14 protein-coding genes are annotated in these 17090 nt (G+C 53.0%); 3 read left to right on the top strand and 11 right to left on the bottom strand.

Translation table 11 applies throughout. From position 1 onward, the window contains the following. Positions 1-2 precede the first annotated feature (2 nt). On the top strand, positions 3-1424 hold the full coding sequence (locus RG807_RS00895) for an NAD-dependent succinate-semialdehyde dehydrogenase (protein WP_309043164.1): 1422 nt from the start codon (positions 3-5) through the stop codon (positions 1422-1424). Positions 1425-1535: 111 nt separating this feature from the next. On the opposite strand, the gene RG807_RS00890 is transcribed toward RG807_RS00895, so the two are convergent. After that, positions 1536-2306 (bottom strand): ferredoxin--NADP reductase, encoded by a 771-nt coding sequence (locus RG807_RS00890; protein WP_309043163.1) that lies wholly within the window; start codon positions 2304-2306, stop codon positions 1536-1538. Positions 2307-2449: 143 nt separating this feature from the next. Between RG807_RS00890 and RG807_RS00885 the strand changes: the two genes are divergently transcribed. Beyond that, on the top strand, positions 2450-3334 hold the full coding sequence (locus tag RG807_RS00885) for a LysR family transcriptional regulator (RefSeq protein WP_309043162.1): 885 nt from the start codon (positions 2450-2452) through the stop codon (positions 3332-3334). A 3-nt stretch (positions 3335-3337) separates the two neighbouring features. Here RG807_RS00885 and RG807_RS00880 read toward each other — a convergent pair whose 3' ends face one another. Further along, positions 3338-3964, bottom strand: coding sequence for a MiaE family protein (locus RG807_RS00880; protein ID WP_309043161.1), 627 nt, complete (start codon positions 3962-3964; stop codon positions 3338-3340). A gap of 193 nt (positions 3965-4157) precedes the next feature. Between RG807_RS00880 and RG807_RS00875 the strand changes: the two genes are divergently transcribed. After that, positions 4158-6752 (top strand): bifunctional aconitate hydratase 2/2-methylisocitrate dehydratase, encoded by a 2595-nt coding sequence (locus RG807_RS00875; RefSeq protein ID WP_309043479.1) that lies wholly within the window; start codon positions 4158-4160, stop codon positions 6750-6752. An 84-nt stretch (positions 6753-6836) separates the two neighbouring features. Here RG807_RS00875 and RG807_RS00870 read toward each other — a convergent pair whose 3' ends face one another. The 9 genes from RG807_RS00870 to RG807_RS00830 form a co-directional block, all read right to left on the bottom strand. Continuing rightward, positions 6837-7829: a zinc-dependent alcohol dehydrogenase family protein gene (locus RG807_RS00870; protein WP_309043160.1), complete on the bottom strand. Its 993-nt coding sequence runs from the start codon at positions 7827-7829 to the stop codon at positions 6837-6839. A 28-nt stretch (positions 7830-7857) separates the two neighbouring features. Further along, positions 7858-8604: a sulfite exporter TauE/SafE family protein gene (locus RG807_RS00865; RefSeq protein WP_309043159.1), complete on the bottom strand. Its 747-nt coding sequence runs from the start codon at positions 8602-8604 to the stop codon at positions 7858-7860. Then, on the bottom strand, positions 8601-10778 hold the full coding sequence (locus RG807_RS00860) for a TRAP transporter permease (protein ID WP_309043158.1): 2178 nt from the start codon (positions 10776-10778) through the stop codon (positions 8601-8603). Before RG807_RS00860 ends, RG807_RS00865 begins: the two co-directional genes overlap by 4 nt. Continuing rightward, positions 10778-11785, bottom strand: a complete 1008-nt coding sequence (locus RG807_RS00855; RefSeq protein WP_309043157.1) for a TAXI family TRAP transporter solute-binding subunit — start codon at positions 11783-11785, stop codon at positions 10778-10780. The genes RG807_RS00860 and RG807_RS00855 overlap by 1 nt, the downstream gene beginning before the upstream one ends. A 168-nt stretch (positions 11786-11953) precedes the next feature. Continuing rightward, the gene (gene putP, locus RG807_RS00850; protein ID WP_298447821.1) at positions 11954-13447 is read right to left on the bottom strand and encodes a sodium/proline symporter PutP; all 1494 of its coding nucleotides are present in this window, start codon (positions 13445-13447) and stop codon (positions 11954-11956) included. Between the two features lie 303 nt (positions 13448-13750). Next, entirely contained in the window at positions 13751-14530 is a 780-nt protein-coding gene (locus tag RG807_RS00845) for a helix-turn-helix transcriptional regulator (RefSeq protein ID WP_309043156.1), read from the bottom strand. 38 nt (positions 14531-14568) lie between these two features. After that, positions 14569-15204: a dTMP kinase gene (gene tmk, locus RG807_RS00840; RefSeq protein ID WP_309043155.1), complete on the bottom strand. Its 636-nt coding sequence runs from the start codon at positions 15202-15204 to the stop codon at positions 14569-14571. Further along, entirely contained in the window at positions 15201-16253 is a 1053-nt protein-coding gene (mltG, locus tag RG807_RS00835; protein WP_309043154.1) for an endolytic transglycosylase MltG, read from the bottom strand. The genes tmk and mltG overlap by 4 nt, the downstream gene beginning before the upstream one ends. A 5-nt stretch (positions 16254-16258) precedes the next feature. Next, entirely contained in the window at positions 16259-17089 is an 831-nt protein-coding gene (locus RG807_RS00830) for an aminotransferase class IV (protein WP_309043152.1), read from the bottom strand. Between the last annotated feature and the right edge of the window lies 1 nt (position 17090).

Genomic DNA, 17090 nt, shown 5'->3' with positions numbered 1-17090 from the left:
TCATGTACATAAACGGTGAATGGTTAACCGGGCGTTCTGAGCTCTCGGTCACCAACCCGGCAACGGGCGAGATCATCGGGCAAGTGCCCAACTGCACAGACCAAGACATTGAGGCCGCCATCGCGGCCGCAGACTGTGCCTTTAAAGAATGGAAGAAAACCACGGCTCATTACCGTTCCCAACTGCTTTACCGGGCCTGGGAGCTGATGATTCGGCAAAAGCGTGAGCTGGCTGAATTGATGACCCGCGAACAGGGAAAACCCCTGAAAGCATCACTCAACGAAGTACAGTACGGCGCAGATTTCCTGCTGTGGTTCGCTGAAGAAGCCAAGCGTGTATACGGGCAGAGCATTCCTTCCGCCCGTGAAAATCAGCGCTTTATTGTCCAGAAATCGCCCGTGGGTGTGGTCGGCGCAATAACGCCCTGGAACTACCCGATTTCCATGATTACGCGCAAGCTGGCACCTGCATTAGCTGCCGGCTGCACGGTAATACTGAAACCCGCTGAAAGCACGCCCTTGTGCGCTAAGGCCATGATCGAGATCTTCGCAGAAGCAGGCTTTCCCGCAGGAGTTATCAATATGCTCACAGTGCGGGATCCAGAGCGGGTAGGCGATGCTTTTTGTACTGATCCAAGAGTCCGAAAACTGACGTTCACCGGCTCCACTCCCGTTGGCAAAAAGTTGAACGCGCTGGCGGCAGCCAACATGAAGCGAGTGTCTATGGAGCTTGGCGGACATGCACCCGCCATTGTGTTCCCCGATGCCGATCCAGTACACGCAGCGAAAGGCCTGTCTCTGGTTAAGTTTCTTAACACCGGTCAGGCTTGCATTAGCCCTAACCGGATATTTGTACACGAAGACCACCTGAAGCCGTTTATTGCGGAACTAACCAGTCGGGCCACTCGCCTGGTAGCCGGTAATGGTATGTCCGAAGGCGTTGGTATCGGCCCGTTGATCAATGAGCAGGCCATTCAGAAGGTCGATGCGCAGGTTCAAGATGCAATTGCTCAAGGCGCTACGTTGGAAACCGGTGGGCAACGTTTAGCAGAAAACGGCCTTTCAAACGGCTATTTCTACGCTCCAACCGTGCTCTCCGGCGTAACGCCGGCAATGAAAATCTACCGGGAAGAAACCTTTGGCCCGGTCGCTCCTGTTATCACCTATCGCTCCGACGACGATGTGATTGCCATGGCCAACGACACCGAGTTTGGGCTAGCGGCTTACATCTACAGCAACAACATGACGACAGCGATGCGCGCATTTGAAGCTCTGGATTTCGGCATTATTGGCATTAACGACATCAACCCAACCAGTGCAGCGGCCCCATTCGGCGGCATGAAAAATAGCGGGCTTGGTCGGGAAGGTGCTCAGGAAGGTATTGAAGAATATCTGGAAACCAAACTGGGTGGCTTCGCGATCTAGTTAAACGATCCAAATATGTGCCTCTGCGTGTAGGCACGTTTTTCTTGAAATCAAGCAGGACGGAAATTTCGCTTCCGTCCTGCTTGCACACTGAGCTTAACGAGCGCGGCCCTACTTCTCCACAAACGCCCTTTCAATCACGTAGTGACCCAAATCGCCACCCCGAGCTTCCTTGAAGCCCATTTCATCAAGGATGGAGCATGTGTCTTTAAGCATGCTTGGGCTACCGCAGATCATGAATCGATCATCTTCAAGGTTCAGATCAGGCAAACCAAAATCACCGGTGATCTTGCCGCTCTGCATGGCTCGTGTCAGTCTGCCTTCATTGCGGAACGGCTCCCGGGTAACCGTCGGGTAGTACTCAAGCTTCCCTTTCACCATCTCGCCGAAGAACTCGTTTTCTGGCAACTCTTCAATTTCTTGCTGATAGGCAAGCTCTGAAATATATCTCACACCATGGGTCAAGATGACCTTATCAAACGCCTCATAAATCTCAGGATCTTTTATGATGCTCATGAATGGCGCCAGCCCGGTACCCGTGCTGATCAACCAGAGATTTTTACCCGGCAGAAGGTTATCCAGAACCAAGGTTCCAGTGGGCTTACGACTGACCAGAATCTCATCACCCACCTGAATTTTCTGCAGGCGGGATGTCAACGGGCCGTCCTGGACCTTGATTGAGAAAAATTCCAACTCTTCTTCGTAGTTTGCACTGGCAATGCTGTAGGCGCGCATTAAAGGCTTGCCTTCAGACTCCAGACCAATCATCACAAAGTGACCATTCTTGAACCGAAACCCGGGGTCGCGGCTGGTCTTGAAGCTAAACAAAGTATCGTTCCAGTGATGAACGCTGGTTACCGTTTCTTTTATCAAGTTACTCATTGAAGCCCCTCACCCGTTCGATTCATTATCGGCGGAGAATATTGAAAATATGAATTGCCTAAAGTCTAACCCACCATTAACCTATCGATGAAATGGGATATTCCCATAACCCTATTCGGTTTCATCGATTTAGAGCGTTTTGTATGAAATACAGTTTCAGGCAACTTGAAGTCTTCCTGGCTGCCGCACACTTTCAGAACATTACCCGGGCAGCGGAATCGCTGGCAATGTCGCAATCTGCCGCCAGCAGTGCGCTTAAAGAACTGGAAAACCAGTTCGACATCCAGCTGTTCGACCGTGTTGGCAAACGCCTGCAACTGAATGAACTTGGGCGTCTCTACCGACCCAAGGTGGAAGCTGTCCTCGCCCAGGCAACAGAGCTGGAACAAGCCTTCAGCAAAAACTCTGAAATAGGCGCCCTTAAAGTCGGAGCCACCTTAACTATAGGTAACTATCTGGCCGTTGGCGTTATGGCCCAATACATGAATACCCCTACCCGGCCCCGGGTAGCGCTGGAAGTAGCCAACACCAGCACCATCGTGCGGAGAGTCAAGGATTTCGAGCTGGATATAGGGCTTATCGAAGGCGAGCTGCAATCTTCCGAGCTTGAAGTTTTGCCATGGCGCGGAGACCAATTGGTTGTGTTCTGCTCACCAACCCACCCACTCGCCAAGAAAGAAACTCTGACAGACGAGGATCTACGAGGCGCCACCTGGATTATGAGAGAGCAAGGCTCCGGAACCAGACAAAGCTTCGAACGCGGCATGCATGGCCTACTACCCGACATGAACGTACTGTTGGAGCTGGAGCACACAGAAGCGATCAAACGCGCGGTGGAGGCCGACCTGGGTATAGGGTGCCTGTCGGAAGTGGTTCTGGAAGATGCCATCAAGCGCGGCAGCCTGGTAGCTCTGAAAGCGCCTCAACACCGTAGTTTTGAACGACAGTTCTACTTTATCCTGCACAAGCAGAAGTACCGCAGTGCGGGTATTGATGCCTGGATCAAGCTGTGCCGAGCCCTAACCTGAGGCTCAGGCTACAGGGCCACTATGGAATCGGAAATCAGTATCCGGTTCCAGAATGAGTTGTTTTTCAATGGCGATGAAATCCGCAAGCCGCTCATCAACAGGCCCCTTATTGGCCTGCACGGCCAGCGCCAGGTAATCTCGATAGTGTCGCGCTTCTGACTTGAGCAGGCTGCCATAGAAATCCGCAAGCTCATCATCAAGAAACGGAACCAATGCCGCAAAGCGCTCGCATGAGCGGGCTTCGATGATGGCACCCACAAGCATTACATCTACCAGTCGCCCCGGATCGTCGGTGCGCACTTCTTTACGCAAGCCGGCAGCATAGCGCGCAGGGGTAAGATGGCAGTATGGGATCCCGCGCTTATCAATAATGGCCAAAACCTGTTCGAAATGACGCAATTCTTCCCTGGCCAGCCGCGACATTTTGTTGAGCAAGTCGCTGTTATCAACATAGCGGTACATCAAGCTCAGTGCCGTCGATGCAGCTTTTTTCTCGCAATGTGCGTGATCGATCAACATCAGGTCCTGATTGGCTAAAGCGTTATCAATCCACTGCTTGGGCGTAGCACAAGGCAGAAAATCGTGAATATCTTGCAAGGCTTTGGTTATAGAATCAGTTTTCTGGGTCATGGTAATCAACAGCGTCAATTCAAAGGATGGGCGATTATAGCGCAGCTATCCGTGTTCTCCGACCTCTGGCCAGCTTAACTTTATAGGTGCTTTCCTATAGAATACAGCGCCAACTTAAAGTCCATCCGCCATAAAACTCCCGCCAGGCGTGTGCTAAAGGCGCGGGACATACCAACTGATGAGGGTTCAAATCGTGTTAGAAGCCTACCGTGAACACGTTGCAGAACGTGCGGCTCTGAATATTCCTCCCAAGCCGCTGAACGCAGAACAAACTGCAGCGCTGGTTGAGTTGTTGAAAAACCCGCCTGCTGGCGAAGAAAACACTCTGGTTGACCTGCTGGAAAACCGTATTCCACCGGGTGTAGATGAAGCCGCTTACGTGAAAGCAGCGTTCCTGACCGCCATTGTTAAAAACGAAGCTACCTCTCCTTTGCTGGACAAGCCTAAAGCTGTTCAACTGCTGGGAATGATGCAAGGCGGCTACAACATTGAAACTCTGGTAGACCTGCTCGACGACAGCGAACTGGCCGAACTGGCTGGCGAGCAACTGAAGCATACCCTGCTGATGTTCGACGCGTTCAACGACGTGAAAGACAAAATGGACGCTGGCAACGCTATTGCCAAGTCTGTTGTTGAATCCTGGGCCAATGCCGAGTGGTTCACCAAGAAAAACAAGGTTGCCGAAAGCACCAAGATGGTGGTGTTCAAGGTTACCGGTGAAACCAACACCGACGACCTGTCCCCGGCTCCGGATGCATGGTCCCGCCCGGACATCCCGCTGCACGCCCGCGCTGCCTATAAAATGGAACGCGACGGCCTGAAGCCGGAAGAGCCCGGCGTAACTGGCCCAATGAGCCAGATTGATGAAATCAAAGCCAAAGGCTTCCCTGTTGCTTTTGTTGGCGACGTGGTTGGTACTGGCTCCTCACGTAAGTCTGCCACCAACTCTGTGCTTTGGTTCTTCGGTGACGACATCCCGGGCGTACCAAACAAGCGTGCCGGCGGTGTGTGTATCGGTAACAAGGTTGCCCCCATCTTCTTCAACACCATGGAAGATGCTGGCGCGTTGGTATTCGAAGCCCCCGTAGACAACATGAACATGGGCGACGTAATCGAAATCCGCCCATACGAAGGCAAGATTCTGAACGAGGCTGGCGAGACCATTTCCGAATTCGGTTTCAAGTCTGATGTTATTCTGGACGAAGTTCAGGCTGGCGGCCGTATCCCTCTGATCATTGGCCGTGGTTTGACAGCCAAGGCGCGCACAGCTCTGGGTCTGGGCGCCACTGATCTGTTCCGTCTGCCAAACGATCCCGCTGCTGGCACCAAGGGCTTCACCCTGGGTCAGAAGATGGTTGGTAAGGCTTGTGGACTGGAAGAAGGCCAAGGCGTTCGCCCAGGCACCTACTGCGAGCCTCACATGACCACTGTAGGCTCTCAGGACACCACTGGTCCTATGACCCGTGACGAACTGAAGGATCTGGCTTGCCTGGGCTTCCAGGCTGATCTGGTTATGCAGTCTTTCTGTCACACTGCGGCTTACCCAAAGCCGGTTGACGTTGAAATGCAGCACACGATGCCGGACTTTATCCGCAACCGCGGTGGTGTATCCCTGCGCCCAGGCGACGGTATCATCCACTCCTGGCTGAACCGCATGCTGCTGCCTGACACTGTGGGTACCGGTGGTGACTCTCACACCCGTTTCCCGATGGGCATCTCCTTCCCGGCCGGTTCTGGTCTGGTTGCGTTTGCTGCGGCTACCGGTGTTATGCCACTGGATATGCCTGAGTCTGTTCTGGTTCGCTTCAAAGGCGAAATGCAGCCAGGTATCACCCTGCGCGATCTGGTACACGCTATTCCGCTGTACGGCATCAAGCAAGGCATGCTCACTGTTGAGAAGAAAGGCAAGATCAACGAATTCTCTGGTCGTATCCTGGAAATCGAAGGTCTTGAGCACCTGACGGTAGAGCAAGCCTTCGAACTGTCCGACGCTTCTGCTGAACGCTCTGCTGCTGGTTGTACTATCAACCTGTCTGAAGAGTCTGTTGCCGAGTACCTGCGCTCTAACATCACCATGCTGCGCTGGATGATTGCTGAAGGTTACGGCGATGCCCGTACTCTGGAGCGTCGTGCCCAGCAGATGGAAGCATGGCTGGCTGATCCCAAGCTGATGCGTGCTGACAAAGATGCTGAGTACTCACACGTAGTTGAAATCGATCTGGCTGACATCAAAGAGCCAATCGTTTGCTGCCCGAACGATCCTGACGATGCCAGGTTCCTGTCTGAAGTGGCTGGCGATAAGGTAGACGAAGTGTTCATCGGTTCTTGCATGACCAACATCGGCCACTTCCGTGCCGCTGGTAAATTGCTTGAGCAACACAAAGGCGGCCTGAACACCCGTCTGTGGATGTCTCCACCTACCAAGATGGACCAGGCGCAGTTGATGGAAGAAGGTTACTTCAACATCTACGGCACCGCCGGTGTTCGCACCGAGATGCCGGGCTGCTCCCTGTGCATGGGTAACCAGGCGCGTGTAGCTCCCAAGTCTACCGTTCTGTCTACCTCCACCCGTAACTTCCCGAACCGTCTGGGTGATGGTGCCAACGTGTACCTGACCTCTGCGGAACTGGCTGCTGTGGGCGCTATCCTGGGCAAACTCCCCTCTCCTGAGGAGTACATGGAATACGCCAAGGATCTGGACAGCATGTCTGCTGAGATCTACAAGTATCTGAACTTCGATCAGATGGAGAACTACACCAAGAAGGCTGCTGAAGCGACTGTCGCCTAAGCATTAAGCTTCAAGGTTTAGATCTACGAAAACGCCAACCTTCGGGTTGGCGTTTTATTTGTGGATGCTGAAAAGCAACGCGGGTTATCGCAGCAGGAGTATCTTGCCTATGGCGAGCCCGGATTCAAGACGACGATGGGCATCACCCACATTGGTAAACGAGTACCGCTCCTTGTCGAGCAACGGCTGTAGCGCTCCCTGTTCCAGCATATCGCTCATGGCGGAAACAAGGCGCGGCTGATCATCCATTCCAATTCCATGCAGCAAGGGAATAGAACGAAAAATCACATGTAGCGTCAGGCCTTTGGCATGCATCAGGCTCAGATCATGGGTGGAGCGAGTATTAATGGAACAGAGACGCCCCGAAATAGCAGTTGCCTCGATTGCCCGATCCACGTTCTCTTTACCCACAGTATCGAAGACCAGGCTGAAACCCCGCCCCTGAGTCAACCGCTGCTTGTAACCCTCTACAGACTCTTCACGATAAAGAATAATGTCGTCAGCACCCAGCTTCTTTGCCAACGCAGCTTTTTCTGGGGTAGATACAGTTGTAGCCACTCGCGCCCCAAAGTGCTTGGCGATCTGAATGGCAACATGCCCCACCCCACCCGTGCCAGCATGAATCAGCACATGCTCGCCAGCCTGGATTTGCGCTCGTTCAACAAGGGCTGTCCAAGCAGTCAAAAATACTAGCGGTACTGCAGCACACTCAGCCAGAGGCAATTTCATAGCTGGCGTGCGCTTTGCGAGTAACCGGGCATCGGCCACCATGAAGTCTGCGAGTGCGCCAGGCCAGCCCTTAGTTCCACCTGCGCACCCAAAAACCTCATCACCCACAGCAAAAAAGGACACTCCCGGGCCAATCTTGTCTATAACACCAGACACATCACCGTTCAGGATTGCCGGCATCTCAGGTCCAGCTTTTACAACCCCTGAGCGTATTTTGGTTTCAATAGGATTAACACTGGAAGCCACCACTTTGATTCGAACCTGCCCAGTCGACGGCTCAAGCGTCTTCACTTCCCGCTCGACAAACACCTCAGGGCCGCCAAACTCCTCGATAACCATCGCCTTCATTGCCATATCTCCTACTGTCAGGATGTGGTCAGTAAACAATCAACCGAATAAGAATCGCGGCTGCCATCACAAGGGTTATCCACTTCACCCATTTAGCGCCTTCATTGCTCAGGTTTACCTTAACGGCGACAAATGCTCCGGTAATATTGCCAAGCGCCAGAACCAATCCCATCCCCCAGCGTACTTGCCCATTAAGGGCGAAAATCAACAATGCAGGAACCGTGTAAAGCAGAATAATAGACACCTTGAAAACATTGACCTGGCGTAGATCAATGCGCAGCAATCGATACAAAACCACTATAAACAGAGCGCCCACGCCCACCTGAATAAAGCCGCCATACACGCCAATCAGAAACATGGCGATATAAATCACCGGGCCAAGCCTGTTTACAGTCAGCGGACTGGTTTCCAGGTGGGGCTGAGGCAACAGCATGAATGCCGAAGCGAAAATCATGGCAAGAATCAGCACCCATTCGAATACAGCGTCTGGCACCCATGTCGCTACCCAGGCTCCCAGTAACGAGCCAAGAACTGCTGGCACTGCAAGGTGCAAGCTAACACGGAGATTACCGTGGCCCAGGCGCCGGAAGCCTGCCACAGCGGTGGTGCTTTGCAGAATAATTGCAACTCGGTTGGTACCGTTTGCAACCTGAGGCGGAAGCCCAAGAAACATCAACAGTGGCAGCGTAAGCATTGACCCACCTGCTGAAAGTACATTGATGAATCCGGCAATGCCGCCTAGCGCCAGCAATGCTATAACGTCTGTAATGCTCATGCAGCGTTCGCGCTTCCTGCGTTATTCCCCGAGCGAGCTCCACTGAGACGTTTGCCACAACGACTGCTCCACACCAGAACAGCAATAAATATAATTAGCCCTGCCCCATCAATCAGTAGCTGCCCATGGGGCCAAAGCATCAAGGCGCCAAGGGGAAACATCAACGCTCGAACCAGCAGGTTAAGCTTGTGCTCCAAGTAACCTTCGAGACCCGCGATGATGGCGTAGATACCGAATAACGCAAAACAGAACACCTGGATCATTTCAGTAAAATCGCCGGTAATCAGTGGCGAGTAGGCAAACAGAAGCGGCACTATATAAAGCCCTTTCGCCAGTTTCCAGGCAGTAAACCCGGTGCGCATCTGTGGGGTTCCGGCAATAGCTGCAGCAGCAAAAGCTGTAAGGCAAACCGGAGGTGTCACGTTGGAATCCTGGGAAAGCCAGAAGATGACCATATGCGCAGCCACCAGCAGCATGGAAAGTGATTCCGGCGATAACGCCTGCTCAAGGAGTTGGCTACTGAAGGTATCCGGCACCAATGCGAGCATCTGTTGCGCGGTAGTGGCATCCATGGGGCCATCCAATAACGACAGTTTATCCGGTGCTGCGAGCATGAAGATGGCTTTGGCCTGCTCGGGAAGATTGCCATTTACCATCAACTCCAACAACTGGCTTTGCGCGATCAGGTTGTAAATCGCAGGTGCTGAAAGTGTCGCAAGAACAATATACGCCGCCGTTACGGGCAGCCCCATTCCCAAAATCAGCGAGGCCAGCGCCACCAGAAAAATGGTGATCAGCAGGCTTCCCCCGGCCCAATCGGTAATCATCAGCGAAAACGTATTACCTATGCCCGTGGTAGACACCACCATCACAATAAGCCCGACGGTAATCAGCAGGATCGCTGTGGTCGTAATGTTTCGCGTCCCCATCGCCAGAGCGTCGAGTATATCTCTTACCCCCATTGGGTTCTTCGATAGCCATGACGCAGCAATAACAGACACAATGGCTATCCCCGCAGCGTAGGTTGGCGTAAACCCGTAAATAAGCGCGGCTACAAGAACGACCAGTGGCAGCAAAAAGTGCCAACCGCCCTTCAGCACGTCCTTTAGCGAGGGCGCAGCTTCATCTTCCAGCTTGTCAGCATGGCTGCGTTTGGCCTCGATGCGCACAAACATGGCCACCGAGATGAAATAGAGAAGCGCTGGGAGTGCTGCTACACCAATGATGGTGAGGTAGGAAACTTGAGTGTAGGAAGCCATGATAAAAGCACCCGCACCCATCACTGGAGGCATCAATTGCCCCCCGGTTGAAGCGGCGGCTTCAACGCCGGCAGCAAAGCGTGCGGGAAAGCCCGCTTTTCGCATCAAGGGGATGGTAATAACACCGGTAGAAACCGTATTGGCTACGCTGGATCCCGAGACCGACCCCATTAGGCCGGAGGCAAACACCGCCACAAATCCGGGACCGCCCACGAAACGCCCTGCGGCACAGCGCGCCAGTTCGATGATAAAGTCCCCGGCTCCGGATTTCACGAGAAAGGCACCGAACAGAATGAACATGAATACGTAGGTCCATGAAATACGTGCGATGGAACCCAGCATTCCCTGACCACCGATATATGAGCGATACAGAACTGTCTCCCAGGAAAGCCCGGGGAAATTAAAGATGCCGTCAACGTATTGGCCCCACCAAGCCACATAGGTCAGAGCCACAATACACAGCACGGGAATAAACCAGCCTACTGTGCGACGTGCCAATTCCAGTACCAACGCCACGGATGCGATGGAGAAAACCCAGTCCCCGGTAGAGAAATTGAACCCGCGCTGATACAGAGCATCCTCAAAGAAAATCAGATAAAAAGCACAGGCAAGTGCAGCAAGCCCGAGCATCACATCTACACCAAGCGCTAGCCTCTGCCCACCAACCGTTTGAGCCTTGAACATGGGGGTGGTTAGCGTACAGATCAGCCCGAAAAGACCAAAGTGCAGAGCTGAGCTCCACAGCTCAGAGAGCGTCGAAAAAGTGTTGAAATACAGATGAACCAGCGCAGTAGCGATCGCGAGCCAGAAGATCACTGGCCCTAACAACCAGTGATCTACTCGCTCGCTCGCCTCGCTGGCACTTTCATCCCGAACCGCAATTACGGGCTCGCCTTCTGCTTTAGCTGTCACCATTACTTCGCCAGCAGGCGTTCAGGAATGGTCAAGCCCTGCTCTTGATAGAAACGGGCAGCCCCGGGATGGAGCGGCATTGGCAGACCTGCTATGGCTTTCTCCAGCGCCATCGCTTTCGTTGCCTGATGTATGTTGTTCAAGAACGGAAGGTTCTCGTAGATGGTTTTCGTGATTTCATAGACATCGCTCTCCGAGACATCATCTCGAACTGCCAGGATATTGGGCTGCGCAATGGTATTAATATCCTCGGCCTGCTTGGGGTAGGTTCCTGCCGGGATGGTATAAGGCGTCCACAGCTCAAAATCACTGTTGACCTTGGCAACCTGATCTGGCGTAAAGTTAAGGGTGGTAATCTTGTCACCCATATTGGCATAGGCTCTTGTTACTGCCGCCGCTGGCACACCCGCCGGAATATTCATGCCATCAATATTACCATTCTGCAGAGCATCCGCACTGGGTCCATAGCCTTGATATGCTAGGTTTACCTTTTCCAGATCAATGCCAACCTTGCCCAAAATAAAGCGACCGGAACCCTCGGTTCCTGAGTTTCTGGCACCAATGGAGAAGCTTTCCCCATACAGATTTTTCATATCGTCAATTGTGCCGGTTTTGGCGATGCCCTTGGTTACTACGAAGTGCTCCACGTTCTGCCAAAGCATTGATACCGAGCGCAAATTTTTATACGGCTTGTTAACCGGCCCTGTGCCGTTCCAGGCGTAAGCTCCATATAGCCCCTGAAGAATGCCGAACTGGATCTGATTTTCGTCCATAAGCTTCAGGTTCTCAGCAGAGCCTGCTGAACTGATGGCTGAAACCGATATGTTGGTCGAAGGCTCCAGCTTAACTTTGATCAGCGTTGAAATAGCAACGCCCACCGGATAATAGGTACCGCCCGTTGTGGCGGTACCCATCACGTAATTGCCCTCCGCCTGTACACCGCTGGAAAGAGAGACTGCGGCAGCTGTCAGCAGCCCCGCGGCGTATTTAAAAACCCTGCGCTTACTCATGGATAGCTCCCTTTTTATCATTGTTTTTGCCCAATCATAGAAGTGTAACTAACTAAAGATAGTTGCACTCCACTGGATCTACCAGTCCATACAGCTAAACAGGCCATAAAAAAGGGCCCCCGCAGGAGCCCTTTCTTACTAACTTATAACGCATCACCGCACTCGCGGTTAGCTGTACTGCTCTGCCTGATATTCATTGGCATCGGAAGTGATAAGACTAACCACTATGATTGCAATGAAAGAGGCTGCAAAGCCCGGCATGATTTCATAAACACCGGGGCCTCCCATGAACTCACCATTCCAGCCCAAGGATACCCAGATCATTGCCGTACCGGCACCTGCGATCATACCCGCCAGTGCGCCAGCACCATTCGTGCGCGGCCACATGAGTGCGAGAATGATCAGAGGCCCAAATGCCGAACCGAAGCCTGCCCAGGCGTTACCAACCAGGCTCAGCACGTTGGAGGTTGGGTCAGATGCGATAACCGCTGCGACCAGACCAACAAGCACTACGCACACACGACCAACGTTTACACACTCGCGGTCACCTGCTTCTTTGCGCAGGAACAAGCGGTAAAAGTCTTCAGTCAGTGAAGAAGATGCTACCAGCAGCTGGCTGGAGATGGTGCTCATTACCGCCGCCAGCAAGGCTGCATACAGGAAGCCTGTAATTAGCGGGTGGAACAGCAAGTCTGCGAGAATGATAAAAATCGTTTCGGGATCGTCAATTTGCATGCCATTACGCACTGCATAGGCGCGACCGAAAATACCGAGACCAATCGCACCAATCAAGGAAATCGCCATCCAGGACATGCCGATATTACGGGCAGTCGGTACTTCTTTCACTGAACGGATTGCCATGAAGCGAACGATGATGTGCGGCTGGCCAAAGTAGCCCAAGCCCCAAGTCACTGCAGAGAGCCATCCAACAAAGGTAAGCCCCTCTGTCCAGGATAGCAGGGTGGGATCAACCTCATTCAGCGTAGCGGTCGCCTGGGCAAAGCCGCCACCGCCTTCGCCAAATAGCACAACGGCCGGCATGAGAACCAGAGCAATCATCATGATGCAGCCCTGAACAAAGTCGGTCATGCTCACAGCCAGGAATCCGCCAACCACGGTGTAGGCAAGTACAACACCCAGCGTTATGACGATGCCCACGCCGTAATCACCCATACCGCCGAAGTTGAATATTCCGGCAAATGCACTTTCAAAGAGCTTGCCCCCGGCTACCAGGCCAGAGGCTGTATAAACCGAGAAGAACACAACGATAACGATCGCCGCCACAGTTCGTAGTGGCAACGCCTGAGTGGGGAAACGGTTGGCTAGAAAAGCTGGAATAGTCAGGGCGTTACCGTAATGAACTGTTTGTGATCGCAGCCTGGGAGCAACAAGAACCCAGTTAAAAAACGCACCTACAAACAAACCAACGCCGATCCACGCTGAAGCAAGGCCTGACACATACATCGCCCCCGGAAGACCCAGAAGCAACCAGCCACTCATATCGGAAGCGCCAGCAGACAAAGCGGCTACTTTGGGGCTCAGACCCCTACCGCCAAGCATGTAATCTTCGGATGAAGAGGTAGATGTGCGCATCGCAAAAAGGCCGATGCCAATCATCACCGCAAAATAAGCAAATAGACTAATCCAAACACCAATAGCCATGGAACTCCTCCGGTTTAATGAGTCGGATTATATCCGCTCGCTATGCACAGCCTTGGCGAGAGCGCCAGCTAACTGTGTCGTTCTTCTTGTTTACGGGTATGCCTTACGAATCTGAGCGAAACAACGTATCGCACACTCAGGCTTAACTATAGTTAAGTATTGCCATTTTGCGACCGAACCAAGCAACAGATTCTCAGCATGAGATTTGACGCAACCAGCCTAGTATTACTACGTATTATCCGCTTACAAAATCCTACGGTAATTTTGTCGAATTCTACGGGAATGACGCAACTTCAGATAAAATCAGGCAACGTTATCACGAACTTGCAGTTTTGTAGGGGTAGTTCCTTTGTGTTTGCGCAGTGCATTGGTCAACGCACTCTGAGATGAGAAGCCAACCCGATAACTGATTTCCGAGACAGAAAGCGGCGTCGAAATTAAAAGTTTCATGGCCTGATCCAGCCGAGCCTCCAACAAAAACTGGTGCGGTGTAGTTCCTACCACCTCACGAAATACCTCATGAAAACGGCTTACGCTCAAGCAAGCCTCACTGGCGAGATCCTGCACCCTGATTTTTTTATGCAGATTTGCCCGAATATAACGGTTCATGGCATCCGGGTTCAGGCTGTGGCGGTGAGACGTCCGAACTCTCTGATCAACCACTCTGTCAGCCATACAATAGAGAATACTGGCCGCAAGATGACCCTGCATTGCCTGATTTCCGGGTGACCGATCGAATTCGCCGGCCGCAAACTGGACCAGGCCCTGCAACCGTCTGTCCATTTGAATGGTACGGGGCTTTTCAAACACACGAACCATGCGCTCATAGTCAGCATGATTTGGTGTAGAAATAGCAGGCGTTGATGGATCAAGATTGATGACCATCACGTGATTCTGATGATCACCGCAATAGTCGTGCCTGGCCTCTGTGGGCACGAGGCAGGCCTTCCAGGTGTCCAGATGAGATCCGGTCCCGTCAACGCTCAAATCTGCCTCGCCCTGAACACCTATAACGATCTGGTGATGCTCATGGCGGTGCTGGTGAGCGGCTATGGGCAATTTGAGTAGACGGGCATCCAACATAGACGCGACCGGAACCTATAATTGAGAATGTGACTCAATTAAAGCAGATCTGATTGGAACTTGCACATAAGTTCACGGATATGGGCGCTAACCTGCTCCAGTGGGTCTGCCGCATTCACAATGCTGTAGCGAGACGGGGCCGCTTCGGCGCGAGCCAGATAGGTATCACGAATGCGCTGAAAAAAGGCCACCGCCTCCTGCTCAAAACGGTCCAACTGCCCTCGATTCCTCGCGCGGGTCATACCGGTTTCAACAGGCGCATCCAATAGGACCACCTGGTCCGGGCGAACATCACCCTGCACCAGGCTTTCCAGCAGTGCAATCCGTTCACTTGGAACACCACGCCCTCCGCCCTGGTAGGCAAAGGTCGCATCGGTAAAGCGATCGCAAAGCACCCACTGTCCTCTCTCCAATGCAGGAAGAATCAATGTGTGCAAGTGTTGCGCACGGGCTGCGAACATCAACAACAACTCAGTGAGTTCGTTCACAGACTCATCCCGTGGCGCCAAAAGCAATTCACGAATCGCTTCGGCCATGGGCGTACCGCCCGGCTCACGGGTCACAACGCAATCAATACCGAGTTCGTTGAGGGTTTCAGCAGCCGTGGCTATCTGAGTGGATTTCCCTACCCCCTCAGTTCCCTCGAAGGTAATAAACCGGCCACGAACTGTCATTCTTTGTCATCCTTGCCAGGAGCAGGTGAAGACCGGTAATCCGACCGACGATTCAACTGAAACGCGCGAACTGCCTTCTGATGCTCCGCTAAAGTGTTTGAAAACTTGTGGGTACCATCACCGCGAGCCACAAAATAAAGAGCCGAACCGGAGCCCGGGTGCAAGGATGCGTGTATGGCCTCACGACCTGGCAAAGCAATGGGTGTTGGCGGCAATCCATTAATACGGTACGTGTTGTAAGGCGTGTGAGTACGCAGATCACGGCTGCCAATACGGCCTTTATACTTGTCGCCCATTCCATAAATGACAGTAGGGTCTGTTTGTAAACGCATGCCTTTCTGAAGACGGCGAACGAACACACCCGCTACTTCATTTCGCTCATGGGGCGCGCCGGTCTCCCGCTCTACGATCGAAGCCATAATCAGGGCTTCATAGGCACTATCGTATGGAAGACCTTCTGCCCGACCTTCCCACTCTTCAGCAAGAACGGACTCCATACGCCGATACGAACGCCGGAGCAGATCAAGGTCGGATTCACTGCTGGTAAACAGGTAAGTGTCCGGGAAAAACCGGCCTTCCGGGTGCTCACCCTCCGCGCCAACGGCTTCCATGATCTGCTCATCAGACCATTCTGTAGTGAGTTTCTTAAGGCGATCGGTAGTGGCCAAAGCTGCGCGCATGTCCTGGAACGTCCAACCTTCAATAAATTGAACGGACCAATGCTTGGTGTCACCCGTGACCATTTTATCGAGCATGGCTCTAGCGCTCATGCCATCGATAAATTCATACTCTCCCGCCTTTATTCTGGCTTGATCTGGATACAGCCGACCGAACACACGAACCCACAAGCTATCTTCGACCAACCCGCGAGCTTTTAATTGCCTCGCAACATCACTGAACGCTGTGCCGGCCGGCACATCAAATAGTACGGGCTCATCCATAGCAACGGGCTTCGATAAGGACCCTAGCCCCTGCCAGACCCATAATCCTGTACCCGCAGCCACGAGCAAGGCAGCGCAAATTCCTGCAATTAAGAGTTTCTTGAACAAAAGAATTATTCCAGCATTTCGAGAGGATTGAAGATTGTCGCAACTCCGTCATCTACAGGCAAATCCTGGCCGGCAAGCCGCCGCACAGGAACCACTCCTACAACGCTATTCAGGAGGAAAAGGCCCTGACAGTGGGATCCCATACTATCTGCGATGCTCACCGAGCGCTCGAAGACGGACTCTCCCCGCGCACGCAGCCGTTCCAGCACCCACTGTCGCATGATACCGGCAACAGCAAGGCTTTTTAATGGAGGCGTTACCCAGCCATCAGGCGCTTTGAGAAGCAAATTGGTGCGAGTCCCTTCAACCAGACTACCGGCACTGTCAGCCATGATGACCTCATACAGCTCCCCGTTAATTTCTCTGGCTGCCATAACCTGTTCGAGTCGGTTCAGGGATTTGATGCCAGCAAGCAGAGGGTTAACGGTGAGCGGTACTCGGGAAAAGTCAGCGATAACACCTGAGCTTGCCGGTAATACAGGCATGGGGCCAGCGGACACCATCAGGTTTGGCCGGGCTCCAACACTTGGCTGGTAGCCACGGCCACCTTCGCCTCGGGTAAGCATCAGCTTGAGCACCCAGCCACCCTCTGCGTCGGCTTTGCCGAAACGTTCCAGATAGCGATCGATAGCTGCTGTGCAGGCTTTGCGAAGATCCGTAAGCGCAATGGGAATCCCCAGCCTGCCCGCATCACGAACCATGCGATCCAAGTGGCGAGATAAAAGCACTCCCCGATCACCATGCATTCTTACGGTCTCGAAAAGGCCATCACCGTATGACGCACCCCGGTCACCCGCGGGGAGTCCTCTTTCATCCGCCCAGTACAGGTTGAACATG

Origin of the sequence: Marinobacter sediminicola (assembly GCF_031157525.1) — a bacterium.
Lineage (GTDB): Bacteria > Pseudomonadota > Gammaproteobacteria > Pseudomonadales > Oleiphilaceae > Marinobacter > Marinobacter sediminicola.
The sequence above is the reverse complement of the archived record's forward strand: the minus strand, read 5'-3'. Positions and strand labels throughout refer to the sequence as shown.